Source organism: Prevotella sp. MA2016, assembly GCF_000619825.1.
Taxonomy (GTDB): domain Bacteria; phylum Bacteroidota; class Bacteroidia; order Bacteroidales; family Bacteroidaceae; genus Prevotella.
On sequence record NZ_JHUW01000006.1, the window covers coordinates 299,587 to 326,580 of the forward strand.

15 protein-coding genes and 1 pseudogene are annotated in these 26,994 nt (G+C 47.1%); 13 read left to right on the plus strand and 3 right to left on the minus strand.

All coding sequences use genetic code 11. The features are described 5' to 3' along the window. Positions 1–12: 12 nt before the first annotated feature. Positions 13–1,254 carry an esterase gene (locus T360_RS0101215; protein ID WP_036928429.1) on the plus strand — a complete coding sequence of 414 codons (1,242 nt, stop codon included), beginning with the start codon at positions 13–15 and terminating at the stop codon, positions 1,252–1,254. A gap of 331 nt (positions 1,255–1,585) precedes the next feature. On the opposite strand, the gene T360_RS0101220 is transcribed toward T360_RS0101215, so the two are convergent. From T360_RS0101220 to T360_RS0101230, 3 genes are read right to left on the minus strand one after another with little or no spacing between them, the layout of a single operon-like run. After that, the gene (locus tag T360_RS0101220) at positions 1,586–2,044 is read right to left on the minus strand and encodes an MgtC/SapB family protein (RefSeq protein WP_036928432.1); all 459 of its coding nucleotides are present in this window, start codon (positions 2,042–2,044) and stop codon (positions 1,586–1,588) included. A 2-nt stretch (positions 2,045–2,046) separates the two neighbouring features. Then, positions 2,047–3,177 carry a hypothetical protein gene (locus T360_RS0101225; RefSeq protein WP_028911172.1) on the minus strand — a complete coding sequence of 377 codons (1,131 nt, stop codon included), beginning with the start codon at positions 3,175–3,177 and terminating at the stop codon, positions 2,047–2,049. 53 nt (positions 3,178–3,230) lie between these two features. Next, positions 3,231–5,123 carry an AAA domain-containing protein gene (locus T360_RS0101230; protein WP_028911173.1) on the minus strand — a complete coding sequence of 631 codons (1,893 nt, stop codon included), beginning with the start codon at positions 5,121–5,123 and terminating at the stop codon, positions 3,231–3,233. Between the two features lie 78 nt (positions 5,124–5,201). Here T360_RS0101230 and T360_RS0101235 point away from each other — a divergent pair, with 78 nt between their 5' ends. The 12 genes and pseudogenes from T360_RS0101235 to T360_RS0101290 all read left to right on the plus strand — a co-directional run. Further along, a complete protein-coding gene (locus T360_RS0101235; RefSeq protein WP_028911174.1) occupies positions 5,202–6,014 on the plus strand; it encodes a bifunctional hydroxymethylpyrimidine kinase/phosphomethylpyrimidine kinase in 813 nt (270 codons plus the stop codon). Further along, the gene (locus tag T360_RS0101240) at positions 5,996–7,369 is read left to right on the plus strand and encodes an RluA family pseudouridine synthase (RefSeq protein ID WP_231488015.1); all 1,374 of its coding nucleotides are present in this window, start codon (positions 5,996–5,998) and stop codon (positions 7,367–7,369) included. The genes T360_RS0101235 and T360_RS0101240 overlap by 19 nt, the downstream gene beginning before the upstream one ends. Before the next feature lie 56 nt (positions 7,370–7,425). Continuing rightward, a complete protein-coding gene (locus T360_RS0101245) occupies positions 7,426–9,921 on the plus strand; it encodes a M1 family aminopeptidase (RefSeq protein ID WP_028911176.1) in 2,496 nt (831 codons plus the stop codon). Positions 9,922–10,016: 95 nt separating this feature from the next. Then, positions 10,017–13,730, plus strand: a complete 3,714-nt coding sequence (gene purL / locus T360_RS0101250; RefSeq protein ID WP_028911177.1) for a phosphoribosylformylglycinamidine synthase — start codon at positions 10,017–10,019, stop codon at positions 13,728–13,730. 20 nt (positions 13,731–13,750) lie between these two features. Continuing rightward, on the plus strand, positions 13,751–14,305 hold the full coding sequence (locus T360_RS0101255) for a chromate transporter (RefSeq protein WP_028911178.1): 555 nt from the start codon (positions 13,751–13,753) through the stop codon (positions 14,303–14,305). Then, positions 14,302–14,877, plus strand: coding sequence for a chromate transporter (locus tag T360_RS0101260; RefSeq protein ID WP_028911179.1), 576 nt, complete (start codon positions 14,302–14,304; stop codon positions 14,875–14,877). The genes T360_RS0101255 and T360_RS0101260 overlap by 4 nt, the downstream gene beginning before the upstream one ends. 79 nt (positions 14,878–14,956) lie before the next feature. Then, the gene (locus T360_RS0101265; protein ID WP_028911180.1) at positions 14,957–15,982 is read left to right on the plus strand and encodes a LacI family DNA-binding transcriptional regulator; all 1,026 of its coding nucleotides are present in this window, start codon (positions 14,957–14,959) and stop codon (positions 15,980–15,982) included. Positions 15,983–16,011: 29 nt separating this feature from the next. Further along, entirely contained in the window at positions 16,012–17,313 is a 1,302-nt protein-coding gene (locus T360_RS0101270) for an MFS transporter (RefSeq protein ID WP_028911181.1), read from the plus strand. After that, the gene (locus T360_RS0101275) at positions 17,310–20,231 is read left to right on the plus strand and encodes a two-component regulator propeller domain-containing protein (RefSeq protein WP_028911182.1); all 2,922 of its coding nucleotides are present in this window, start codon (positions 17,310–17,312) and stop codon (positions 20,229–20,231) included. The genes T360_RS0101270 and T360_RS0101275 overlap by 4 nt, the downstream gene beginning before the upstream one ends. A 182-nt stretch (positions 20,232–20,413) precedes the next feature. After that, positions 20,414–23,629, plus strand: coding sequence for a TonB-dependent receptor (locus T360_RS0101280; RefSeq protein ID WP_028911183.1), 3,216 nt, complete (start codon positions 20,414–20,416; stop codon positions 23,627–23,629). A gap of 41 nt (positions 23,630–23,670) precedes the next feature. Beyond that, positions 23,671–25,416: a RagB/SusD family nutrient uptake outer membrane protein gene (locus T360_RS0101285; RefSeq protein WP_028911184.1), complete on the plus strand. Its 1,746-nt coding sequence runs from the start codon at positions 23,671–23,673 to the stop codon at positions 25,414–25,416. A 46-nt stretch (positions 25,417–25,462) separates the two neighbouring features. Continuing rightward, positions 25,463–26,923, plus strand: a pseudogene (locus tag T360_RS0101290) (hypothetical protein); the annotation flags it as partial. Positions 26,924–26,994: the final 71 nt, after the last annotated feature.

A 26,994-nucleotide genomic window follows, 5' to 3' on the forward strand; every position in this document is an offset into this window, starting at 1 on the left:
TATAACAATTGTATGAAGAAAACTATCATGACTTTTGCGCTGGCAGCAGCATGCTGTGTTGGCGTTCAGGCACAGGAGAAACTCTTCCAGAGTGCCAATGTTCAATCACCCGTCGTTAATCAGGACGGAACCGTCACTTTCAATCTCTTTGCCCCCAAGGCAGTAAAGGTTGAGGTAACAGGCGATTTCCTGCCAACACAGAAAGTGGATGTGCCAGGATTCGGCAGCTATGATGCCCCTGGTGTGGCCGAACTGAAGGAAGGAAAGAATGGCGTATGGAGTTACACTACTGATAAGTTGGCTCCAGAGATGTATAGCTATACCTTCAATATCGATGGTATGAGTGGTGTGAAAGACCCTGCGAATATCTACGTGAATCGTGATATCGTGTCGTTCACCAACATCTTTATTGTTAGCGACCAAAAAGGAGATAAGGGAGATTTGTATAAGGTGAACGAGGTGCCTCATGGCAACCTGAGTAAGGTGTGGTATAACAGTCCTACGCTTAAGATGCAGCGCCGCATGACTGTCTATACCCCAGCCGGCTACGACAAGGGTGGTAAGTATCCAGTGCTCTATCTGCTTCATGGCGCAGGCGGCGATGAGAATGCCTGGAGCGAGCTGGGTCGTGCAGCACAGATTCTTGATAACCTGATTGCCACAGGCAAGGCCAAGCCTATGATTGTGGTGATGCCAAACGGTAATCCCAACTGTCAGGCAGCTCCTGGCGAGTGGTCGTTCGGCATGTATTCACCAGGGTTCCGTGATAGCGGTACTGGTCCTACAGCCCCTGCAGTAGCCTCAATCCCAGAGAGCTTTATGGATATCGTGAACTATGTGGATGCCAACTATCGCACCATCAAGACCCGTGCCGGTCGTGCCGTGTGTGGTCTGTCGATGGGCGGTGGTCATACCTTCCACGTAAGTCTGCTCTATCCTAACAAGTTCGACTATTACGGACTGTTCTCTGCCGGCTTGCACTTGGGTAATGGTGGTTTCAATGGTTCTTTCGCAGAGCAGATTAAGAATGATCCTAACTTTGCACAGCAGAGTGCCAAACTCTTTGGCAGCAAGCCAAAACTCTACTGGATGGGTATGGGTAAGACCGACTTCCTCTATCAGAGCACAGTCGATCTGCGCAACTACTGGGACACCAAGGGTTATAACTATGAGTATGTAGAGACCGACGGTGGTCACATCTGGCGCAACTGGCGTATCTACCTCACCATGTTCGCTCAGAAGATTTTTAAGTAAATCTCCCCATCTCTCAAGAAATCTCTCAAAACACTAGTGCTTAAAGGGGTTTTAGACTATGAGAGATGCTCAGAATCCCTCCCTAATCTCTCCCTCATCCCTCCCTCATCCCTCATGCAACCACATGAGAGACCATTGAGAGATGAGGGAGGGATAGAAAAAATCACATTCTTACTAACAACTGAAAATGTTCCCTATTTAGGAAACATTTTATTCCCAATGAGGGAACAATTCATTCCCAATGTGGGAACATTCCATTTCTCCCGTTCTGTCGTATTTGCCGCTCGGCTTGTCCCAGAATGTAAATGCGCCAGAACGTGGGGTGAACGGATTACAGTTTTTTATTTTTGTGCTTGTCGATGCGGCGGAGGATGAAGTTGAAAGCTTCTAGGCCTACAAGGACGAGAATGGTTGAGGCGATGGCAAGGATATACATGCCGCCTCCACAGGCCAGACCGATGGCGGCTGTTACCCACAGACCGGCTGCAGTGGTGAGGCCGCTGACCACATTTTCGCTCTTACGGAAGATGATGGTGCCAGCACCAATGAAACCGATGCCGGAAACTACTTGACTCGCTACTCGCGATACATCCCAACGGTGCTCAGGAGTGAGCATGGCGCCTTCGAAACCGTAGGCTGATACCACCATGAACAGTGCCGATCCTAATGCTACCAGGAAGTGGGTGCGCAGACCGGCCTCCTTGGCGCGATACTCACGTTCTAAACCGATGGCACCTCCAAGTAGTGCTGCTACGAAGATACGCAAAACAAACTCAAGAGTTATTTCCATAATCACAATTTTTTACGATAGCAACGATGACGGCGATGAATAGTGGCATCAAGATACTGCCACTGTGAGAGTACACCCTCGTTGGTCTCCATCTGTGGACCTGTCTCTGCCCACTGGAAGCCGTAACGCTGGAACTGACGAATCAAATCATCGAAAATAAGCGCGTTGGCTCCTTTGCTGCGATACTCTGGCAGCACACCTATTAATAACAGATCAACAGTGTCTGTGTTGTGCCATTTCAATGTCTTGAGCAACTCCCACCAACCAAAGGGGAGAAAACGACCATCGCGTGTGCGCTGAAGTGTGCGTGAGAACGAGGGGAAGGTGACGCCGAAACCTACCATCTTGTCGCCATCCATAATACCGGTGACAAGATTCAGGTCGGCTATCTTGATATAATCATTTACAAGTTTATCTATCTGTTTCTGAGAGAGTTCTGAGAATCCATACAGATCCTTATAGGTGGCGTTGAGCAGATGGAACACTTCGCGGCCCCAGCCATCGCTCACCAACTCCTTGCGGCTGAACTTATGCACCCGCAGACCATAGCGCTGGCGCACCATATCTGTTATCTTGGCAAATTTGGTAGGTACTTCCTCGGGCACTTTTATCTTGCACTCTATATAGTCGTTGTCCTTTATGAACCCGCCTATCTGCTCCATATGCTGTGGGTAGTATGGGTAGTTGTAGTTGATATACATCGTGGCCAACTGGTCGAAACCATCGATGAGCATGCCCTCACGATCGGTATCGATAAAGCCCAATGGACCTGCGATCTCTGTCATGCTCTTGGCTTTTCCCCAGTCTTCGACAGCTTTAAGGAGCGCTGCACTCACCTCTGGGTCGTCGATAAAATCGAACCATCCGAAGCGAACCTGATGACATCCCCAGCGCTCATTGGCGCGATGGTTGATGATGGCTGCTACACGTCCTACTACCTCGCCATCTTTATAGGCAAGGAAGTATTCGGCCTCGCAACATTCGAACGAAGGATTCTTGTCGCGGCGAAGCGTGGCTATCTCATCGGAATAGAGATAGGGAACGGCACTTTCGCAGGCTCTGTACAGGTCGTAATAGAACTGTACGAACTGCTTGAGTTCACGCTTTGTCTCAACTCGTTTTATTTTTATCATAGGTGCAAAAGTACTATAAAAAAACGAAACGCGCAAACATTTATTAAGATTTTTTATAATGCTTCAATATAATCGTAGAGTTTCTTGTAGAAGGGATGACGCGTTAGTGTAGAGGCATCGCCAAGGATGATCAATTTCATTCTGGCACGGGTGATGGCTACATTCATGCGGCGCAAATCGCGCAAGAAGCCAATCTCTCCCGAGTCGTTGGCGCGTACCAGCGAAATCATGATGATGTCGCGTTCCTGTCCTTGGAATCCATCAACGGTATTGACGCTTATCAGTCCGCGATAGGGCTTGAAGAATTCACGTTTCTTGATTTGCTGGCGCAGATACTGCACCTGGGCGCGATAGGGTGAGATGACGCCCACGTCGATGCGCTCCTGGAGGATACGTTCCTTTCCTATCTTCTCGAAATACTGTTCCAGGGCCAGCATGGTGAGTTGGGCTTCGGCCTTGTTGATGCGACCAAAGTTCTCGCCCACAAACTCTTCTTTGAATGTGATACCGCTATCTTCGGGGAAGTCGAACTGTGAGGTGTCTATCCACGAGATGGGTACATCGAGGTCGAGAATGCTGCGGAACTTTACATCAGGGGCACTCTCTACCTGATTGTTGTAAAACCAGTCGCTCGAGAAGCGCATAATCTCTTCGTTCATGCGGTATTGCATCTTCAGGAGGGTTACCACCTCGGGCTTGTTTTCTACAATGCGCTCCATGAGTGTCTTGCCCAGTCCGGCCTTCATGGCTTCGTAGCATTTCACGGTTGGCGGCAACTGGCAATGGTCTCCAGCCAGAATCACTCTCGACACGCGGCGCATAGGAATCCAGCAGGCTGCTTCGAGGGCCTGAGCTGCCTCGTCGATGAATAGGGTGGTGAACTTCTGGCCATCCAGCAATTTGTTGGCAGAGCCCACCAGTGTACAGGCGATGACACGTGCCTCGCTAAACAAATCATTTTTGATGCGCACTTCCAGTTCGGTGGCGCGTTCCTTGAGTCGCTCCACCTTTTGGTGAAATTTGGTATCGCCTTTTTTGCGGTTGGCTCTCACCTCGCGTATGGCCTTGCGCAGGGCCCATAGCATCTCGTAGTCGGGATGTGCCTCGAAGCGGCGCTCGTAGGTAAACGATAGCATCTTATCGTTGACGCGTGAGGGATTGCCTATTCTCAGTACGTTCACACCACGATCCACCAGCTTTTCCGATATCCAGTCTACAGCCATATTACTCTGTGCACAAACCAATACTTGGCTCTCGCGCATTAGCGTCTCATAGATGGCTTCTACCAGTGTGGTGGTCTTGCCTGTGCCTGGAGGTCCGTGAACGATGGCCACGTCCTTGGCGCGCAGCACCTTGTTGACAGCCTCTTCCTGTGCAGCGTTCAGATAGGAGAAATGGAGTGGCGAAAAGTGATAGGTCTCTGCTGCCTGCCTGTTATAAAACAGGTCGCGCAGATAGCCCAGTCGACCCTTGGCGCTGATCACTCTGTCGAGCGCATCAAACATCATCTTGTAGCTGGTCTCGTCGAAGAAGAGTTGCACGCCTACATTCTGAGCGCTCTGCACATCAATAATCTGCCCATTGTCGGGCACGATGACAACCATCCTGTTGCCATCCACGTAACCTACGCTGGCGCTCATCTTGAAATAGCGTATCTTGCCCTCGCCATCAATGCTGAAGAAGACAATGGGTTTGCTATATTCGAAGTTGTGCTCTATATCTTCGTCGGTATCTCGTGATACTTCTAAGACGCGCTGGTTCAGCGAGTTATAATAACTTTTTCCCAAGGTAAGTGGAAACCATACGTCGCCACGTTTTATCTTCCGTTGCAGACCCATCTGTTCTGTCTGCTGACGGAACTCCTCTTTCTCTGCGTCGTACTCCATCTGGAGCAGCTGACGCTGTTTCTGTAGTGCCAATATAGGCGAATCCAGTCGTTTTTCCATAATTCGGTTGCAAAAATACGCATTTTTTCTTAAATCTTAATTCTTTATTATTATTTTCTTCGTACCTTTGTAGCCGAAATGAAACAGATATTGCTTATTAACGACGTGGTGGGTTATGGAAAGGTTGGCATGGGTGCCATGTTGCCTATCCTCTCATACTTAGGCATTCCTACGTATAGCTTGCCTACAGCCCTTGTGTCAAATACACTTGATTATGGTAAATTCAACATCCAGGATACTACCGATTATATTCGTGGTACACTGCCTGTGTGGAAAGATCTCGGATTTGGATTTGATGCTATTTGTACTGGTTTGATGTTCAGCGACGAACAGGCGAAGTTGGTGGCCAGTTATTGTAGGGAGCAAGGCGAACAGGGTACGTCGGTTTTTGTGGATCCTATCCTTGGCGATGGCGGTCGTTTGTATAATGGTATGACTGAACATCAGGTTGAACTGATGCGTGAGATGGTGTCGGTGGCACATCTTACTTTTCCAAACTATACTGAGGCTTGCTATCTGACCAACACGCCCATAAAGATGGAGGGCATCACCTGGGAAGAGGCTGGCGACCTGCTTGATGAATTGCGAAAGATTGGCACGAAGTCGGCGCTGATAACCAGTTGTAAGGTGGATGGGCGTAATGCTGTTGTGGGCTACAACCACTTCGATGATAGCTATTTCCACATGGAGTATCATGAGATTCCTGGTTTGTTTCATGGCACAGGCGATATCTTCTCGGCAGTGCTGATTGGTCATCTGCTGAATGGTGAGAGCCTGAAAATCAGTACCCGTACAGCGATGGATACGGTGTTCCGCATGATCGATCGCTATAAAGATACCGATGACAAGAATCGTGGTATCCCAGTAGAAAAATGCCTCGACTTACTATGAGGATTCATTCGCTGCATACCGATATAGTGAAACCAGAGCGGTTTACCTGGCCTTTCTGCTACGAACCTCATCCGTTGTGCCTGTTGGCCTGCGAGGAAGTGAAGAAAGAAATCGAAAGGATTCAACCTGCAGAAGGGAAGATGTTTGGTGTGCTTGTGGTAGAGACATCTGACGGACTTGGCTTCCTGGCAGCCTATTCAGGACTGCTTGAAGGGCGCAATGATTGGGAGTATTTTGTGCCACCCGTGTTTGATGCCCAACAGCCTGATGGATATTTCAAACAGAAAGAGCGTGAGATATCGGCCATTAACCACCATCCAACACCTGACACCCAACACCAGAACCGCGAGATGTCGCAACAACTGCAGTTATGGTTGTTTCAACACTATAGGATGCTGAATGCCAATGGTGAAGAGAAGGATCTGGTAGAGATATGGCACGACTATCACCAAAGTCCTAAAATACAGAAACGATTCCCCTTACCTCCTGGTGGCACAGGTGATTGTTGTGCCCCAAAACTCCTGCAGTATGCTTATCAAAATCACTTGAAGCCTGTTTGCATGGCAGAATTCTGGTGGGGGCCTTCGCCACAGAGTGCGATTAGGCATCATGGTGAGTTCTATCCAGCCTGCAGAGGCAAGTGCAAGCCTGTTTTAACATGGATGCTGCAAGGGCTGAAGGTTGATGACGATCCAGAGCAGACAGGCTTTTTGCATCAGGGCATAGAGATTATATATGAAGATGAGGCTATTGCGGCTGTCTATAAACCATCAGGAATGCTGAGTGTGCCGGGCAAGGCTGATGATTATTCCGTGTCAACCTGGGCCAAAGAGCGCTGGCCGCATGCTATGCTGCCGCATCGTCTCGACTTGCTTACATCGGGTATCATGCTGGTGGCCAAAACCCCCGATGCCTATCACCATCTGCAAGAACAGTTTATCTGTCGAACCATTAAGAAAAAGTATCTGGCTGTTGTTGAAGGTGAGATGCATGCCGAGCATGGTATTATCGACCTGCCATTAAGTAGTGATCCGCTGAACCGTCCTTATCAGATAGTGGACCATCAACATGGCAAACGGGCCATCACGGAGTATCGTGTTCAGGCTTCCGACACGAAGGATGGGCGTACAAGATATTTGTTGGCACTCTATCCCCATACGGGGCGTACACATCAACTCAGAATGCATTGTGCGCATCAAGAAGGTCTGAATAGCCCGATTGTTGGTGATGAACTATATGGACATAAGGCCGACAGACTCTATCTGCAGGCAGAGTCGATAGCATTCGTTCATCCTGTCACAGGGAAGCGATTGCACCTTTTTTGTCCATCCGACAAAAAAATATGGCCAATGTGACGAGTTTCTGCAGATAATTCATTATTTTTGCAGTCAAAATAAATAGAAAGCTAAAAATGAAATTACTTAAGTACTTATTTTTGATGGCGTTAGGCATTTTCGTGCTTAGCGCAAACGCCCAGACGGATAGTCGTAAGGGCAATATCAGCGCTGTGCTCTATCAGCTGACGTTTAATATCTCAGAGAATCCACAGACAAAGGTGACAGGTAAGGCTACCATCACTTTTGACACCAGGACTAAACAGGATGTGGTGCTCGATTTCCAGGGCATCCCTGGCGACGTGATGGTGTATAAGGCCAATAAGGGAAAGCCTAAGAAGGCTGCTGCAAAGGTGCAGAACGGGCAGATTATCATTCCTGGTAAGATGTTTAAACCTGGTACCAACAAGGTGGTGATTGATTTCACCAGTCAGGATAAAGCCCTGGTGCGTAGTGGTAGCGTGGTTTACACACAGGTGCAGGCTGATGAGGCGCGTGCACTCTTCCCTTGTTTTGATGTGGATGGACTGCGTGCTCAGTTCCAGACAACTATCAATGCACCAGCAGGATGGAAAACAATTGCCTTGGAGATGGCAGAGAAGACAACACTGTCGAACTATGTGTTCGCTGTTGGTAAATTCAATGAGAAGTCATCAACTATTGATGGTCGTACCTTGCATATTTATTATACAGAGACCGATCCTCTTAAGGTGGCTCAGATTGATCAGGTGTTCGCTGAGGTGTCGAAGGCCATGAAGTGGATGGAAGGCTATACTGGCATCGCAAATCCTTATCAGAAGGAGGGCGTAGTCTATATCTTGCCAAGTTTCCAGTTGGGTGGTTTGGAGCGTCGTGGTGCTGTGGCACTTAACGAGAAGTCTGTATTCCTTGGCAAGAAACCATCGAAGGAAGATTTGCTGAAGCGTACAGAGTTGATTGCCCACGAAACAGCTCATATTTGGTTTGGTAATATTGTGGCTATCGACGAGCCTTGGGCCAAGGAGGTTTTGGCAAACTTCATGGCATCTAAGATTACCCGTAGTCAGTATAAGAAGGATGAGTTTGAAATTAATTTCATGAACACTTATCTGCACAATGCGATGGCGCTAGATCGCACAGAGGGTTCGCACCCTATTGCTCAGGATTTGGATGATCCACATAACCCTGTTTGGATGTACGACCATATCAACTATTGCAAGGCGCCTGCCATGATGCGTATGCTTGAGGATGAAATGGGTGCACAGGCTATGCAGAATGGACTGCAGCAGTGCTTGAAGGATCGCTTCCTGGGACATATCAGTTGGAATGAGATTGTGGAGACACTCGATAAACAAGTGCCTGGCGCTGGAGTTCGTCAGTTCTGCGAGGTGTGGGTAAAGCAGAAGGGAATGCCTGTTATTACAACCTCTTACAGAGATGGTAATGTGGTTGTTTCGCAGAGTGACCCTTATGGTCGCGGTCTGTGCTGGCGCCAGAAGTTTGAGGTGAAGGTGATAAGCACCTTGGGACAGGCTCAGACTATTAAAGTGGATATGCAACAGCCCACGATGACCTTCAAAGTAAAAGGTGGTAGCGCTCCTGGATATATTATACCTAACCAGGATGGACGTGGCTATGGACGTTTTACACTTGATGATAAGTATGTGAAGATTCTGCCTATGCGACTTATTACAACGCGCAACGATCTGAATCGCTATACCTTGCTCAATCTGATTCACGATAACTATCTGCAGGGCAAATTGGCACCATCGCATTTCGGTGAGTTGTTCCGCTTCCTGGGCCGTGAGAAGAATCCACTCATTATGGAGACAGCCATTAACCAAATGCATAAGATAGCTTCCGACCTGACCATGCGTCAGCGCTATACACTAGAACTGGTTATTATGGACCTGCTTGGTGAGAACAAGACAAAGGATTGTCGCCAGTTGGTATTGCGTAAGTTGGGTACCAGTGCCATCTCGCCTGAGGTGTTGGATAAGTTGCAGACTATCTTGGATCGCCATAATGAGTCGGTACTTGATGAGCACGATTATATGGAGATTGCCTATCGTTTGGCTATTACTCGTCCAGATCGTCGCCAGCAGATTCTCGACAAGGAGCGTGCTCGTCTGACTACAGATGAATTGCGCCAGGAGTTCGACTTCGTGAGTCGCGCTACAAATCCTAATGCTGATGCCCGTGTAGAGGTGTTCAAGAGCTTGCTGAAGTCAGAGAACCGTCAGAATGAGGAGTGGGTGCTGAGCACCTTGCGCTTGCTGAACTCTGATGTGTTTGAGCCACAGAGTAATGTGTATATTGTAGAAGGATTGAAGGCGCTGCCTAAGATTCAGAAGACCACCAGCTTGGCCTTCCCCAGCCGCTGGACTCAAACGCTGATAGCTCCCCATAAGAGTGCTGAAGCTAAGACTGAGGTTAGGAAGTTCCTGAATAGCTCAGCTGATTTCCCTGCCAATCTGAAGAACTATGTATATGAGTCGGCTTGGGTGCTGATGAATCAGATTCCCTATGCAGATAAATCTGCTCAGCCAGTAGCCAAGACATCGGTTAAGGATAAGACAAAGAAAAAGAAGTAAACAAGTTGGAAATGTTTTAGTGTTATAATTTGCGTGTTTAAGGAAAAAGTAGTACCTTTGCACGCAAATTTTAATATATATAAAATAAGTAAGGTATGATAAGCTTCTTTCAGACCCCACAGAAGACGGTGATCGCCACTGAGGTTGATCACGCGCTGAGTGAACAGGAAATCAAGGAATTAAACTGGCTCTATGGTGGCGCTACGCTATTAGACGCACAGCAGCTGCAGGGCTATTATGTTGGTCCGCGCCGCGAGATGGTGACACCATGGTCGACAAATGCCGTTGAGATTACACAGAATATGGGCCTCAGCGGCATTTCTCGTATAGAGGAATATTTTGCCGTTGACTCTAAGGATGCTGAGCACGATGAGATGTTGCAGCGTATGTATGATGGCTTGAACCAGGATATCTTCACTATCAACATCAAGCCTGAGCCAATTAAGTATGTGGACAATCTGGAAGAATATAATGAGCAGGAAGGTCTGGCTCTCAGCCCTGAGGAGATTGAATATCTGCACGGACTGGAGAAGAAGAACGGACGTCCCCTGACCGACTCTGAGATTTTCGGTTTCGCTCAGATCAACTCAGAGCATTGCCGTCATAAGATTTTCGGTGGTACCTTTATCATCGATGGCAAGGAGATGGAGTCAAGTCTCTTCGCAATGATTAAGAAGACTACACAGGAGAATCCTAATAAGATTCTTTCTGCCTACAAGGATAATGTTGCTTTTGCACAGGGACCTGTGGTAGAGCAGTTTGCTCCTGCCGACCAGAGCACCAGCGACTATTTCCAGGTGAAGGATATTGAGAGTGTTATCTCGCTGAAGGCAGAGACTCATAACTTCCCAACAACAGTTGAACCATTCAATGGTGCTGCTACAGGTACTGGTGGTGAGATCCGCGACCGTATGGGTGGTGGCGTAGGTTCATGGCCTATCGCAGGTACCGCTGTTTATATGACTGCTTATCCCCGTCTGCATGATGATGAGGGAGTTGCACGTGATTGGGAGGATATCCTGCCCGTACGTCAGTGGTTGTACCAGACCCCACAGCAAATCCTGACCAAGGCTTCGAATGGCGCTTCAGACTTTGGTAACAAGTTCGGTCAGCCACTGATTTGTGGTTCTGTACTGACATTCGAGCATCAGGAGGGTAAGGAGAAGTATGCTTACGATAAGGTAATCATGCTAGCTGGTGGTGTTGGTTATGGCACCAAGCGCGACTGCTTGAAGAAGGAACCTCAGAAGGGTAACAAGGTAGTAGTTGTTGGTGGTGATAACTACCGTATCGGTCTTGGTGGTGGTTCTGTATCATCAGTAGATACTGGTCGCTATAGCAATGGCATCGAGTTGAACGCTGTTCAGCGTGCCAACCCTGAGATGCAGAAGCGTGCCTACAATCTGGTGCGTGCCCTCTGTGAGGAAGATGTGAACCCAGTTGTCTCTATCCATGACCATGGTTCTGCCGGACACCTGAACTGCTTGTCAGAGCTCGTTGAGGAGTGCGGAGGTGAGATTGATATGACCAAGTTGCCTATTGGCGACAAGACTTTGAGCTCAAAGGAGATTATCGCTAACGAGAGTCAGGAGCGTATGGGCTTGCTCATCGACGAGAAGCATATCGAGCATGTGCGTAAAATTGCTGAGCGCGAGCGTGCTCCACTGTATGTAGTAGGTGAAACCACTGGCGATGCCCACTTCTCGTTCAAGCAGGGCGACGGTGTGAAGCCTTTCGATTTGGATGTGGCTCAGATGTTTGGTCACTCACCAAAGACCATTATGAAAGATAATACTGTAGAACGTCACTATGCTGACGTAACCTACAGCCAGGATAAGATTAATGAATACCTCGACCGTGTACTGCAGTTGGAGGCTGTGGCTTGTAAGGACTGGTTGACCAATAAGGTAGACCGTTCTGTAACAGGTAAGATTGCTCGTCAGCAGTGTCAGGGTGAGATACAGTTGCCATTGAGTGACTGTGGTGTAGTAGCCCTCGACTATCGTGGCAAGAAGGGTATCGCAACTGCTCTTGGTCATGCGCCTCAGGCTGGTCTGGCTAATCCTGCTGCAGGTTCTGTTCTGTCTGTTGCTGAGGCTCTGACAAACATCGTTTGGGCGCCGCTGGCCGACGGAATGGATTCGCTGAGCCTCTCTGCCAACTGGATGTGGCCTTGCCGCTCGCAGGAGGGTGAGGACGCCCGTCTCTATGCTGGTGTGAAGGCACTCTCTGATTTCTGCTGCGACCTGCATATCAACGTGCCTACAGGTAAGGACTCTCTGTCTTTGAGTCAGCAGTATCCTAATGGTGAAAAGATTATCTCTCCAGGAACCGTCATCGTATCTGCTGGTGGTGAGGTGAGCGATATCAAGAAGGTGGTAAGTCCTGTATTGGTTAACGATAAGAATGCATCACTCTATCATATCGACTTCTCCTTCGACGAGCAGCGTCTTGGTGGTTCTGCCTTTGCTCAGAGCTTAGGTAAGGTGGGCGACGATGTGCCAACAGTGAAGAATCCCGAGTACTTTGCTGATGCCTTCATGGCTGTACAGCAGATGATTGAGAAGGGCTGGATTATGGCTGGTCACGATATCTCTGCTGGTGGTCTTATCACCACTCTGCTCGAGATGTGCTTCGCCAACCAGAAGGGCGGTCTGCATATCAACCTGCACGACATCTGCAAGAATGGTGATGTAGTAAAGGCTCTCTTCGCTGAGAACCCAGGTGTAGTCATCGAGGTGAGCGACGAGCACAAGCAGGAGTTCAAAGACTTCATGGAGGAACAGGGTGTAGGCTTTGCTAAGATTGGTTATCCTGTAGAAGATAGCTGCACCATCGAGGTGAAGGCTGGCGATGAGGAGTTGACTTTCGATATCAACGCCCTGCGCGACACTTGGTATAAGACCTCTTATCTCCTCGACCGCAAGCAGAGCTTCAATGGTAAGGCCAAGGAACGCTTCGAGAATTATAAGAATCAGCCTATCGAGATGCAGTTTAATAAGGGCTTCACAGGTAAGCTTGCTCAGTATGGAATCTCGGCAGATCGTCGTGAAAAGACTGGTGTCAAGGCTGCTATCATCCGTGAGAAGGGTACTAATGGTGAGCGTGAGATGGCTTACTGCCTGTATCTGGCTGGTTTCGATGTGAAGGACGTGATGATGACCGACCTGATTTCTGGTCGCGAGACCCTGGAGGATATCAACATGATTGTGTTCTGCGGTGGCTTCTCTAACTCCGACGTACTGGGATCTGCTAAGGGTTGGGCTGGTGCCTTCCTCTTCAACCCCAAGGCTAAGGAGGCACTTGATAAGTTCTATGCCCGAGAGGATACTCTGTCATTGGGTATCTGTAATGGTTGCCAGCTGATGGTTGAGCTCGGTCTTACAGGTGCTAAGGGTGCTAAGATGCTGCATAACGACTCGCATAAGTTTGAGAGCGAGTTCATCAGTCTGAGCATTCCTCAGAACAACAGTGTGATGTTTGGTAGCCTGAGTGGTAACAAACTTGGTCTGTGGGTAGCTCACGGAGAGGGTAAGTTCCAGTTGCCCGAGGCAGAAAGCGCATACAACGTGATTGCTAAGTACAACTATGCTGGCTATCCCGCTAATCCTAATGGTTCTGACTATAATGTAGCAGGTATCTGCTCTGAGGATGGTCGTCATCTGTGCATGATGCCTCACCTGGAGCGTGCCGTATTCCCTTGGCAGAACGCCTGGTATCCTGCCGACCGTCGCAATGACGAGGTGACCCCATGGATTGAGGCCTTCGTGAATGCACGTAAGTGGGTAGAAGAAAAGTTGAAGAATTAAAGTATTGAAAAGCTGAAGAATTGAATATCTATTTAGAATCATTCAAGACATTCTTTAAGATTGGCATATTCACCCTCGGGGGTGGATATGCCATGATACCTTTGATAGAGGAAGAAGTGGTCAACAGGAAAAAGTGGGTGTCGAAAGACGAGATGCTCGACCTGATTGCCATTGCCCAGAGCTGTCCTGGTGTCTTTGCCATCAATATAGCCACATTCATTGGTTATAAGTTGCGCAAGACGCGTGGAGCTATTTGTACCACCCTTGGAACAGCTCTGCCTTCGTTCCTTATCATTCTGATGATAGCCATGTTTTTTAGTCAGTTTAAGGATAATCCTGTTGTGGCTGCTATCTTCCGTGGCATCCGTCCTGCTGTCGTGGCATTGATTGCCGTGCCGACATTCCGACTTGGGCAGCGAGCCAAACTCAATAAGTTCACTATTTGGATCCCCATTGCTTGTGCCCTTGCTATTTGGGCTCTTGGTGTTTCACCTATTTATATTATAATAATAGCAGCAGTGGGTGGCTATGTTTATGGTAAATTAGAACACAGAGATACAGAGATACAGCGATGATATTTCTTAGCTTATTTGTGACATTCTTTAAGATAGGTCTTTTCGGTTTTGGAGGAGGGTATGGTATGTTGTCGCTCATCCAGCACGAGACGGTAGAGTCGAATCATTGGCTTTCTACATCCGAGTTTACCGATATTGTTGCCATCTCGCAGATGACACCAGGTCCCATAGGCATCAACTCTGCCACCTATTGTGGCTATACAGCCATTCATAATGCCGGTTTTGGGCATCTTATGTCTATTCTGGGTTCGGCTACAGCCACCTTTGCCTTGGTGCTTCCTTCATTGATTCTGATGATCCTTATCAGTAAGATGTTTATGAAGTATATGAAGACCCATCTGGTACAGTCAATATTCGTTGGTTTGCGTCCTGCCGTTGTAGGATTGTTGGCAGCTGCCACCCTGTTGCTTTGCAATAAGGAGAATTTTTCAACCCCTTATGAGAACCCATGGCAGTTCTTTATCAGCTGCGCCCTACTGATAGCCACAGCCTTTGGTACTGGCTATCTGAAGATAAATCCTATCCGTATGATTTGCTACGCAGCTTTTGCTGGTTTGCTGCTACTGTACTAGTTTTTCTACATTTTCGCTATTTTTTCTTCGTTCTTTCGCAAAGATTTATTACCTTTGCACTCAGAATAATTGGAAACCGATGGAAGAAAAGGCACCAATGACAATGAAGGATATCGCACGGGAGTTTGGAATTTCCGTGGCAACTGTCTCGCGTGCATTAAAGGATTCGCCTCGTATCAGTGAAGAGCGGCGCAGGGCCATCCAGCAGTTTGCACATGAACATAATTTCTATCCGAATGCTATTGGCGAAGCGCTCAGGCATAGTCGCGTCATGCCGCAGCGCATCATTGGCGTGATTGTTCCTGAGTTTACACATTATTATTTCTCATCCATCCTTACGGGTATTGAGGAGAAAGCAGCTGCCCGTGGGTATCGTATCATGGTGGCACTGAGTGGAGAACAATATGAGCGTGAAGCACAGATTTGTGAGACCTTCCGTCGCTACAAAGTATGTGGCGTCATTGTGTCGCAAGCTAAGGATACCCAAAACTATGATCACTATCAGAAACTGATAGATGCAGGTGTCCCCATTGTTTTCTATGACCGTATCTGTACAGGTGTGAATGCCAGCAGAGTGGTAGTAGATGACTATATGGGTGCCATGAATGCTGTGTCTTATCTGATTGAAACAGGTTGTAAAAGGATTGCTTTTTATGGTAGTCCGATGCAGTTGGAAATATCAAAGAACCGTTATAATGGTTATAAGGATGCACTGCTGAAACATGGCTTGAGTATTGATGAGAGTATTGTGCAAGTATGTGATAACCGTTTTTCGGCCGAGGAACTGACGCCTAAATTGATGGCGATGGATAATCCGCCTGATGGCTATTTCGCAGTGAACGATGATACCGCCATAGGCATCTTATACACCGTGAAGCATGCAGGTCTTAAGGTTCCCGACGATGTTCAGATATGTGGTTTTACCAATGGTCAGCGTGCTGTGGCTTGCGACCCGATGCTTACTACCGTAGAACAGCGTGGTCATCGGGTGGGCGAAGAGGCTGCCACCATCTTGATGGACAAGGTGGAGGGCTTGCTACCACTCGACAAGGTGGAAAAGCGGGTGGTTAGAACGCGGTTGGTTGTACGTGGAACTACCAAATAAATAGAGAATAACTAAAATTGCTATAAGATATGAAACAAAAACCGGATTTGTCTTTTTGGAACTTGTGGAATCTGAGTTTCGGATTCTTTGGTGTTCAGATAGCATATGCTTTGCAGAGTGCTAATATCTCGCGTATCTTCCGTACCTTAGGAGCTGATCCTCACTCACTTAGTTTCTTTTGGATATTACCACCATTGATGGGTATCCTGGTTCAGCCTATCGTAGGTACGTTGAGCGACAAGACTTGGACCCGATTCGGTAGGCGTATACCTTATCTGTTTATCGGTGCCTTAACTGCTGTTGCCGTTATGTGTTTGTTGCCTAATGCAGGTTCGTTAGGACTCAGTATCTCAATGGTGATGATATTCGGTCTGCTGATGCTGATGCTACTTGATACCAGCATCAACATGGCCATGCAGCCATTTAAGATGATGGTTGGCGATATGGTAAACGAAAAGCAAAAGGGTAAGGCATACTCTATCCAGTCGTTCCTGTGTAATGCTGGTAGTGTGGTAGGCTTCCTGTTCCCATTTATATTTGCTTGGATAGGTCTGAAGAATGTGGCTCCCGAAGGCGTAGTGCCCGATACCGTCATTTGGTCGTTCTATGTCGGAGCTGCAATCTTGATCTTATGCGTTGTTTATACAACCATGAAAGTGAAAGAGTGGTCGCCTGAGGAGTATGCAGAATACAATCCTGTAGCCGATCAAAAAGAAGATTCTGGCAACTGGTTTGTATTGCTCAAGCATGCCCCTGCTGCCTTCTGGCGCATCGGTCTTGTGCAGTTCTTCAGCTGGGCTGCTTTCCTCTATATGTGGACTTATGTGGTTGATGCTGTGTCGATAACAGTGTGGAATACGGCCGACTCTGCTAGCGAGGCTTACCAGGTGGCAGGCAACTGGACGGGTGTGCTTTACGCCATTCAGGCCATGGGTTCGGTAGTGTGGGCTGCGCTCATTCCACGTTTCAAGAGTATCAAAGTGGCCTATGCAGTCAGCATGTTATTAGGCGGATTGGGTTTTGCGCTCATACCTTTCTGTCCCGGACAGTATCTGCAGATAGTACCTTTCCTGCTCATAGGTTGCGCATGGGCTGCTCAGTTGGCTTGTCCATTCACCTTGGTTACAAATGCCCTTCAGGGTTATGGTCATATGGGTGCATATCTTGGTCTCTTCAATGGCACCATTTGTGTGCCTCAGATTGTGGCTGCTTTGCTGGGCGGTTCAATCCTGTCGGTTGTTGGAAGTAACCAGGCCTATATGATGGTTGTCTCTGGTGTTCTGCTGGTTGCAGCTACATTTGCTGTTTTCGGAATTAAAACAAAGAAGTGAGAAGAATAGCGACGATTATAATTGTTTGTATGTTGTCACTGACCGTTTGGGCCAGTGGCAACATATTGACTGAGCGATATAATCTGTCGTATATCAATCTTGAGAATGGCTTGCCGCATAATAATGTCAGTTCATTATTTACAGATTCAAACGGATTTTTGTGGATAGCTACTTATGGTGGTGGATTGGTTCGTTATGATGGCTATGGCATGATGGCGCCGGCACTTGGTCTGAAGAGTCTGTCGTGTAAGTCGATTGCTGAAGACCGTTTCAAGCGTTTATGGGTAACCTTTGATGAAGGTACGGATATCATAGACCTCCATACGATGCTTCCTGTCTTACCTAAGTCTGATAAGGCCGACATCGCTTCCTTGTTGTCGCAATCTGGAGTGAAGTGTTATTGTGATTCCTATGGAAGCATTTGGCTTATTACGACTACCCATGTAAATCTCATTAAATTTGCCGAAGATGGTAGTGTAAAGCGTATTTCCTCCTATCATTATAGGGGTAATACTCCTGAGATTTGTATCCGTGATATAGATGGTAATGGCAAACCATGGGTAGGTATCGATTATGGCATCTACCGTATGGCAGAAAAAGATGGCAGGTTGGTAAGAGAAGAAATCTCTCCCATACTTCAACCTTTGCATGGCCTCTATATTACTGATGTCTTAAAACGAGGAAATACTATCTTGTTTACAACTAATCATGGCATCTACCGTTATGAACCCTATCTGCAGCGATTAGAGCGAGCCCCTATAGGCAATCTTTCGCATGAGTTCCTTTCAAGTATGGCTTTGATGCCTGATAATACACTACTGGTGGGGTCGTTGCGTGGTGTGAATATCTATGATGATTATAGTGATACTTTTACCGCCTGGACTCAAGCTAGCGATCCGCCATTAAAGAATGATTTTGTACACAGCCTGCTGGTTGACGGTAAACTGATATATGTGGGAACAGAAGCTGGTGGCGTCATTCGATTGGTACCACGGCAACTGATGTTGCAGAATAGTGTGCACACACAGGATCCAGGTTCACTCTCACCCCATCCTGTGAATGCCATGTATGCAGCATCTGATGGTACACTATGGGTTGGAACGGTTGAAGGAGGCCTGAACCGTCGTGTCAAGGGCGAGCGCTCCTTTAGTCATTATACTACGGCCAACTCTGCACTGCCTCATAATAGTGTATCGACGCTGGTTGCCGATCGTTACGGACGTTTATGGATTGGAACGTGGGGTGGAGGTCTTTGTTGGATTGACATGAAGCATCCTCAGTCGATAGTAAGACTTGAATTACCTCCAGAACAAACCCAACTGACTAATTATATTGGTGCTATGGCCTATGATGCTATTAATAATGGCATGTGGGTGGGCAGTAATGATGGATTGTTCTTCTACAGTTTTAAGACCAAACAGTTGATTGAACCATTCGAGGAGTGTCAATTGATACGTGGTTGTATCGGTTCCATCGTAACTCGCGATGGGCATCTGTGGATGGGATGTATGCAAGGAGTAGTGGTTGTAGATCTGAAATCAGAGAAGAATGGTCAATTTAAGACGCGTAATATTCGTCATCTGTTGTCTGATCCTACGTCGAAGATTGTCGATAAGATATCCTCATTCTGCGAAGCAAGTGATGGTACGCTTTGGTTGGGTAGTAATGGCTATGGCTTATATAAGCGTGTGGTGGATAAAGGTGGAAAGGAGCATTTTGATGTACTGACCCAAGCCGATGGTTTGGTATATAACGGTGTAAAAGGAATCGTTGAAGATCGAAATGGACGCTTATGGATCACCACCCAGAACGGATTGTCGGTCTATGACTCTAAGTTGCAGGCTTTTACCAATTATTCTCAATACGATGGACTTATTAGTCCGCATTTCTATTGGAACTCCGCAGTAAAAGATGTATCTGGCACTATCTGTCTGGGTAGTGAGGCCGGACTGATAGAGATGCTCTCAGATAATACAGACACCCATTACCATGGTCATCTTACATTCACTCATCTGATGGTGGACAATCAAGATGCCATTGCTGGTAGCGACTATCTTAATGAGGATATCTCTGTGGCTAAGACCATTTGGCTGAAAGAGGGGCATCGCTCTTTCTCTATCGATTTCTCAGCTCTTGATTATGGCTACGAGATGCAGGGCGTATATAGCTATCGTATGAAGGGATTTGATAATGACTGGGTGGTATTGAAGCCAGGAGAACATTCCGTACGTTATAGTGCATTGCCTGCAGGTAACTATACTTTCGAAGTGAATTATAAATCGGTGCAGACAGCGGGCGATGGAAATACAATCTCTATTGAGGTAGTAGTGAAACCTTATTTCTGGCGTAGTTGGTGGTTCCGCTTGTTGTTAAGCGTCATGTTTGTGGTACTGATAATATATTTATATAATAGGTGGATGATTGTTGTGAAACGTCGTGAGGCCGAACAGTTGTATAATCCTATCCGTAAGGTCTTGGAAGAATCTGATGACCCTCGACAACTGCAAACCCGTATTCAGTACATTCTCGATAATCAGCAGCGTTACAAACAGAGTGTGACCAAGAGTGTTGAGGCCGATCGCGAAGTTGTGATGAAGAGCACACGTCCATTTATGGAACGCGTGATGGAGATTATGGAAACTCATTATATGGATTCCGAGTTCGGAGTACAAGAGTTTTGTGATGCTTTGGGTATGAGTCGTAGTGTGGCCAGCAAGCATCTTAATGCCGAGGCTGGGTTGCCTGTTGGACAGTTTATTCGCAACTACCGCCTAAATATGGCTAAGGAGATGCTGTCATCTAAGACTGGCAATCGCAACATTACCGAGATTGCCTACGCGGTAGGTTTTAATGACCCGAAGTACTTTACCCGTTGTTTTACTAAATTGTATGGCATGAATCCAAGTTCTTGGTCTTGATTTATCTCAAGAGCAGACCTTGACATATCTCAAGAAGTAGAATTTTAGCGTGATGGAGGACAAAAATCGTTTTGTCCACCTTATTAATTGTTTTGTCCACCAATGCTTTCTTATATTAACGTATCTTTGCCGCAGTTTCTATATATTAACTAATATCAAATTTAAACTTAAAACAATTAACAATGAGAAAACAAGTATTATTCTCTGCGATGCTGACGTTAGGAATGCTGGGCGGTCTTTCGACTTATCCGGTACCTGCCATGGCATTAGTGGCACAGCAAACCATTAAGGTTAGCGGCCAGGTTGTAGACCAAGAGGGAGAACCACTCATTGGTGCTACTGTGAAGTTAAAGGGGGCACAGACAGGTGTCATTACCGACTTCGATGGTAAGTTCGTGATTGATGTTCCATCCAATGCTACACTTATGGTGAGCTACGTGGGTTACAAAGATCGTGAAATTGCTGTGCGCGGACGCGCAATCATTGAACAGATTCAGATGGAAAGCGACGCTATGCTGCTTGAGCAGGTAGTAGTTGTAGGTTATGGTGTTCAGAAAAAGGCCGATCTGACCGGATCTGTATCTATTGTCAACGCTGATGAATTGAAGCGTGTTTCTCACTCTAACATTTCTTCGATGCTTGAAGGTAAGGTGGCTGGTGTACAGATTACCTCCGACGGTCAGCCAGGAGCAGATCCTACTGTTCGTATTCGTGGTATCGGTAGTTTCGGTAGCACCGCACCTCTTTATGTAGTTGATGGTGTACCCGTTGGAACAAGTATCCGTGATTTCTCACCTAATGATATTGAGACCATCCAGGTACTGAAGGATGCATCTGCTGGTGCTATCTATGGTAGCCGTGCTGCAAATGGTGTGGTAATTATCACCACCAAGGGCGGTAAGAAGGAACAGCCACTGAAGGTTGACTATAAGGGCTATTTCGGTGTAGATAAGATCCAGAAAGGTGTTTACGACCTGACAAATGCCGAGCAGTATAGCCGTTATTTGGGTGTTGCTGCTGAAAATGCCGGTATTCCTGTTCCCGGTGGTTATAGTCTGGGGGCCGATGGTTACTATCACTTCCGTGATAATACCAATACAGACTGGCTTGACGAAGCTTTCAAGACAGGTATCCGTCAAAACCACAGTGTAAACCTGAGTGGCGGTGGTGCTAATAATACCTATAATATAAGTCTTGATTACTATAATCAGAAAGGAACTCTCGAGGGTGCTGGTCCTAACTTTGAGCGTTATACCGCTCGCGTTAACAACACCATGGACACCAAGTTCGTGAAGTTCCGTACTAGTTTTGTTTATTCTCACTCCGATCAGGATAATCTGGCCGTTTCGAATGCCAATGAGTATGTACAGGGATTATATGGTAACCTGGGTAACGTACTGGGTGGTGTGCTGAATATGCAGCCAACCATCAAGGCTTACGACCCATCAACATGGGTGCTTGATGATGTAGTAGGTTCTGCCAGTGGTTATAAGTACGATGCTTATGGCTATGGTGTTTACTACGACACTGTGCATGGTGATATTTCAGCCATGAACCCATTGCTGATAAACAAGATGCTTACTCGTAATACCATCGTTGACCGCTTTGTAGGTACAGCTTCGGCTGATGTTGACCTCCTTTCTATGTTGGGTATCAAGAGCAAGAATCATCAGCTCACCTATAAGATTAACCTTTCTTATAGCACCACATCTTGCAATGATAAGACCTGGATTCCTGCATGGATTCAGAGTAACCGTGTATATCTTGCAAAGGAAAATGAACGTCTCACCAAGGCTCATCGCAAATATACTGACGCCCTGATTGAGAACACTTTGACTTATGACGGAACAATCGGTTTGCATCATGCTAACCTCGTTGTTGGTCAGACTTATCAGGAAGAGAATACACAGACTCAGTCTGCAACAGGTGTCAACCTGTCTCAGCCTTACTTCCTGCAGTTGCAGAATGCTTCTTCTTGGAGTGCCGACAGTTATGAGTACAAGCATACATTGGCTTCTTACCTGGCTCGTTTGAACTACGACTTCGATGGTAAGTACCTCGTTTCTGGTATCGTACGTCGTGACGGTAGTTCTCGTCTGTCAAAGGATATCCGCTGGGATACTTTCACATCTGTATCTCTGGGTTGGCGTTTCGATAAGGAGAAGTTCTTCCCCATCGATCGCGACATCGTAAACATGTTCAAGCTCCGCGCCAGCTATGGTGAGTTGGGTTATGAGGCTGCTGTAGGCGACTATGCTATCGAGGCAACCATGGCTCGTAACAACATGACCTATAGCTTCGGCAACCAGCCTATCACTGGTTCGGCTGTTTCAACCTTCGTTAACGAGAACCTGACTTGGGAGAAGAGAAAGACCATGAACGTTGGTCTTGATCTGGCTTTCTTCAATAATCGCATTGAGTTTACTGCTGAGTGGTATAAGAACAAGTCGCAGGATCTGCTCTATAATGTGCCCGTTCCTGCCAGTGCTGGTGTAGCCAATACTACTGTAACTATGAATGCTGCTTCGATGGAGAACAGCGGTTTCGAGTTCTCTTTGACCTATCGTAACCGTGATCACGCTTTGAAGCATGAGATCAGTGCCAACCTGAGCACATTGAAGAATAAGGTTACTTCACTGGGATTTGGTACAGAGAAATATATCACTGGTGCTTATATCACTGAGGTAGGTAAAGAGGTTGGTAAGTTCTATGGTTGGGACTATCAGGGTATCATTCGTACTCAGGAGCAGCTCGATCAGCTGAATGCCCTTGCACAGGCTCAAGGTCTGGAGGAGTATCAGCCAGGTGCTCACGTTGGTGATTGCTACTACCGCGATGTAAACGGTGATGGCCAGATTAATGCTGACGACCAGACTGTTCTGGGTAGTGGTCTGCCAAAGGTTAACTTTGGTCTGAGTGCACATTTGGAGTATAAGATCTTTGATCTGAGTATCTCTACCTTCGGCGCACTTGGCTATCATGTAACCGATTACCTCTACAACACCCTGAACTCAAGCTACGGCTATGGCAACAAGAGCGTTGACATCCTGAAGGCTAATCAGTGGGATGGTGGTACCTATGTTTCTAACATTCCTCGTACATATCTTTCAAACAGCGCTACTTTGGCTTGGAACGATCTGTTCAGCTGCCGTCAGATTCAGAATGCGGCTTACTGGAAGATTGCCAATGTTGAACTTGGATGCAATCTGCCTAACAAGTGGTTCGCTAACTACGTGACAGGTGTTCGTGTTTATGTTTCTGCTCAGAACCTCTTCACCTTCACAGGTTACAAGGGCTATAATGTTGACTATGCCGGTGGTACCTTCACCCCAGGTTACAACTACTGCTCATATCCAACTGCCAGAAGCTTCATGGCTGGTTTGAACTTCACTTTCTAAGAAGAAAATTGAAATATCGAATAATTGAAAATTAGAAGATTATGAAACTACATAAAATTTCATTGGCTGTTCTGGTAGGTCTTGGCACACTTGCTTCATGCGACAGTAAGTTGGATGTGTCTAACCCTAACCAGCAAACTACAGCTACTTTCGGCAATGATGTCGAATCATTAGAGGAGAATGTGATTGCTGCATATAACCACATCCGTATGGAGGGAACCTATGCCCGTGTGGGCTACACACTCGACGTTTGTCGTGGTGATGAGGTGTGGAATTCATCTCAGGTATGGTATATGCCGTTCGACGATTTGAATGCACCTTTCACTGATGAAATTGGTCAGTGGTCATGGCGCGACTGGTATTATACTATCAATGTATGTAACTATACCATCTCACGTTGTGGTGAAGATAACTCAGTACTTTCTGAGACAATGAAGCGCATCAAAGGTCAGATGCTGTTCCTGCGTGGTCTGGCATACTACAACCTGACTGGTTACTATCAGAACCCAATTCTGATTACCGATTATAATACCTATTCTACTCTCGACGGTCTCTATGGTACTAACAGCACCTATGATGAGGCTTGGGATCAGGTAGAGAAGGACTTTGCTGAGGCTATGACCTTGCTGCCCAGTCGCGATGCTGGTGGTCAGTGGGCTAAAGGACGTGCCACTAATGGTGCTGCTGCCGGCTATTATGCCCGTGCACTGATGATGCGTCATAAGTATAATGAGGCACTCGCTGTGCTGAAGGATATCATCGGTGGTAAGTATGGCACCTATAAGCTGATGGCAAACTATGGTGATAACTTCCGTGAGGGTTCTGCTTATGAGAACAATGACGAGAGCCTGTTTGAAGTACAGTATCTGGATTATGGTTCACAGGGTACCGACGACGAATGGACTCCTGTAAACACCAGTCCTAACGCTACTCAGGGACATGCTGTTGAGAGTAACTTCGGACCTGGCGATATGGGTGGATGGGCCGACCTCTCTGCCTCTCCATGGCTTTATCAGCTCTTTAAGGCCGAGAAGACCACCAGTGGTTCACTCGATCCACGCCTCTACTGGACCATCGGTACCTACGAGCCTGAATGGGACGGATTTGAGTATGGAAACGTTTGCTATACTGTGCCTATGACTGCCGATGCACCTGTTGTAACCAATAACAACAATGGCGGACTGCCTATAGCCAAGAATACCAACCTGCGTACAGGTATGTATGATAAGGTGGTAACAGGTTTGCACTGTGGTATCAACCTGCGTATGATGCGCTATTCTGATGTACTGCTGCGTGCTGCTGAGTGCGAGAACGAGGTGAACGGACCTACCCAGCAGGCTATCGACTGGATTAACCAGGTTCGTAACCGCGCTGGTCTGGCAGGTCTGAAACTTGCTGATTTCGCAGGCAATGCCGATAAACTGTTTGAGCAGATTGCCAACGTTGAGCGTCCAAAGGAGTTCGGTTGTGAGTTCGGTCGTGGTTTCGACCTTGTTCGCTGGGGCTTCTTCTATAGCAACGACCGCCTGCAACAGATTAAGGAGCATGGCACCTTCCGTCGTACCAACGATAAGACCAGAGTGAAGGAGCAGGTAAGCTATTCTGAGGTAGGTGCTGATCCTGAGCTGAAGAGCTCATACGATAGCTGGATTCAGGGACACGAGTTCTTCCCCATCTATCAGGGAACACTGAACGATAACCCCAACCTGAATGGTAACTCTGCCAACAAGAGCGAGAGCAATGCTGATAAGCTCTATGGACCTGTTCATCCCGTTGTAAAACTCTAATGGGCTGATATTAAAATAGTAATTTAAATTTTAGAATTGTAAGATTATGAAATACAATAAATTAGCAACAGTTATCTGTTCGGCTGCCTTGAGCGTGCTTACGCTGACTGGATGCGAAGGTGGTGATTTGTTCAGCATCAATGCACCTGACTGGCTTTCGTCGAAGGCTGACTCTATCGCTCAGGAAAAGGCTAAGAATCAGGGCGAGGATGTCATTGAAGGAATGGAAGAGGATGTGTACACCGTTGGTGCTACCGATTACTCTACAGGCTGGTGGGCTCAGTTCTCTAAGTACTATCAGATCAAGGAAGGCGAGAAGTGGATTGCTCAGTTCAATCTCGGCATCAATCCTAACGCCACCAATACCTATAAGAACTTTGCAATGATTCTTACCAATGACGAGGATCGTGGTGCTGGTAATTATAAGGAGTACGGAGCTATCCGTTACGACTATCAGCCCAGTGGAAACTCTGAGTGGGGTGATTATATCGATCGCAGTCTGGCATCGAGCGACCTTGAGTTTGCTACCGATACCGATACAGGCGTTGACAAACTGGGTGGTAAGGTTACCTTGACTGTTGACCGCACTGCTGGTGGGCTGGTTGTCACCATGACCAATGGTGTGGTAACAAAACAGTATAAGCAGACCTCTCCACTGACTAACCTCAATGCAGATGCATCAAATACTACTATCCGTGCCTTCCTGGTGCCTGAGGGTTCTTACATCAGTTTCCTCGGCTCTACTGTTGAGCCTATCGGTGGATTTACCTCTAGAGAGGATAAGCAGCCTCTGTCAATGAAACTGAATAGTGTGCCTAAAAAGGTGCTTCAGGGTACAACTCTCGAGGAAGCTTTTGCTAATGTAACTGCTACTGTTCAGTTCGAGCAGGAGGTTTCGGCTACTGTGTCTGCCAAGGATCTCACCTTCCAGGCTGTTCCTGATATGAACTCACTGGGTAAGAAGATGCTTGTGGCTGCTTATGCTAAGACCTATAAGGGCGAGGCTGCCTCACCTGTTATTGCTACTGCAGAATTTGAGGTTGTAGATAAGATGTACACTTCTATTGGTGCTACCGATAACTCTACACCATTCTGGGGTGCTCATTCTGATAACATCAAGGTGAACCCAGGCGAGACATTCGTTTCTACCTTCACCAACTATACCTCTGGCGCAAGCAACTGGAATAACTTCGTGATTGTTCTCTGCAGCGCTGATGGTAGTAAGGAGTATGCTGTGGTACGTGCCGACAACTATGGTTGGGGCGATGGCTATGCTGCTTGCACACCAAGTGGCGGTCAGACCGACTGGGCTGCATGGCTTGCTGCAATGGATGGCGCCAAGGTAACCACCTACATTACTAATAATGGTGATGGTACTGCCGATATAAAGGCTGTGATGGTGGGCAATGATGGTAAGACCTATACTCAGAGCTACACTGGCATCAACACCGTTGATCCAAACAACTGCTACTTCAACTTCACCGTTGATGGCAGCCATATCGAGTTTGACACTGTGATTGGTGAAGAGGATAACTCATCAGCCTTCTGGGGTGCTCATTCTGCCGATATCAATGTGCC

Bases quoted from the DNA above. Each gene is read 5' to 3' on its own strand.
- T360_RS0101215 (WP_036928429.1), top strand. From the start codon at position 13: ATGAAGAAAACTATCATGACTTTTGCGCTGGCAGCAGCATGCTGTGTT.
- T360_RS0101220 (WP_036928432.1), bottom strand. From the start codon at position 2,044: ATGGAAATAACTCTTGAGTTTGTTTTGCGTATCTTCGTAGCAGCACTA.
- T360_RS0101225 (WP_028911172.1), bottom strand. From the start codon at position 3,177: ATGATAAAAATAAAACGAGTTGAGACAAAGCGTGAACTCAAGCAGTTC.
- T360_RS0101230 (WP_028911173.1), bottom strand. From the start codon at position 5,123: ATGGAAAAACGACTGGATTCGCCTATATTGGCACTACAGAAACAGCGT.
- T360_RS0101235 (WP_028911174.1), top strand. From the start codon at position 5,202: ATGAAACAGATATTGCTTATTAACGACGTGGTGGGTTATGGAAAGGTT.
- T360_RS0101240 (WP_231488015.1), top strand. From the start codon at position 5,996: ATGCCTCGACTTACTATGAGGATTCATTCGCTGCATACCGATATAGTG.
- T360_RS0101245 (WP_028911176.1), top strand. From the start codon at position 7,426: ATGAAATTACTTAAGTACTTATTTTTGATGGCGTTAGGCATTTTCGTG.
- purL (WP_028911177.1), top strand. From the start codon at position 10,017: ATGATAAGCTTCTTTCAGACCCCACAGAAGACGGTGATCGCCACTGAG.
- T360_RS0101260 (WP_028911179.1), top strand. From the start codon at position 14,302: ATGATATTTCTTAGCTTATTTGTGACATTCTTTAAGATAGGTCTTTTC.
- T360_RS0101265 (WP_028911180.1), top strand. From the start codon at position 14,957: ATGGAAGAAAAGGCACCAATGACAATGAAGGATATCGCACGGGAGTTT.
- T360_RS0101270 (WP_028911181.1), top strand. From the start codon at position 16,012: ATGAAACAAAAACCGGATTTGTCTTTTTGGAACTTGTGGAATCTGAGT.
- T360_RS0101280 (WP_028911183.1), top strand. From the start codon at position 20,414: ATGAGAAAACAAGTATTATTCTCTGCGATGCTGACGTTAGGAATGCTG.
- T360_RS0101285 (WP_028911184.1), top strand. From the start codon at position 23,671: ATGAAACTACATAAAATTTCATTGGCTGTTCTGGTAGGTCTTGGCACA.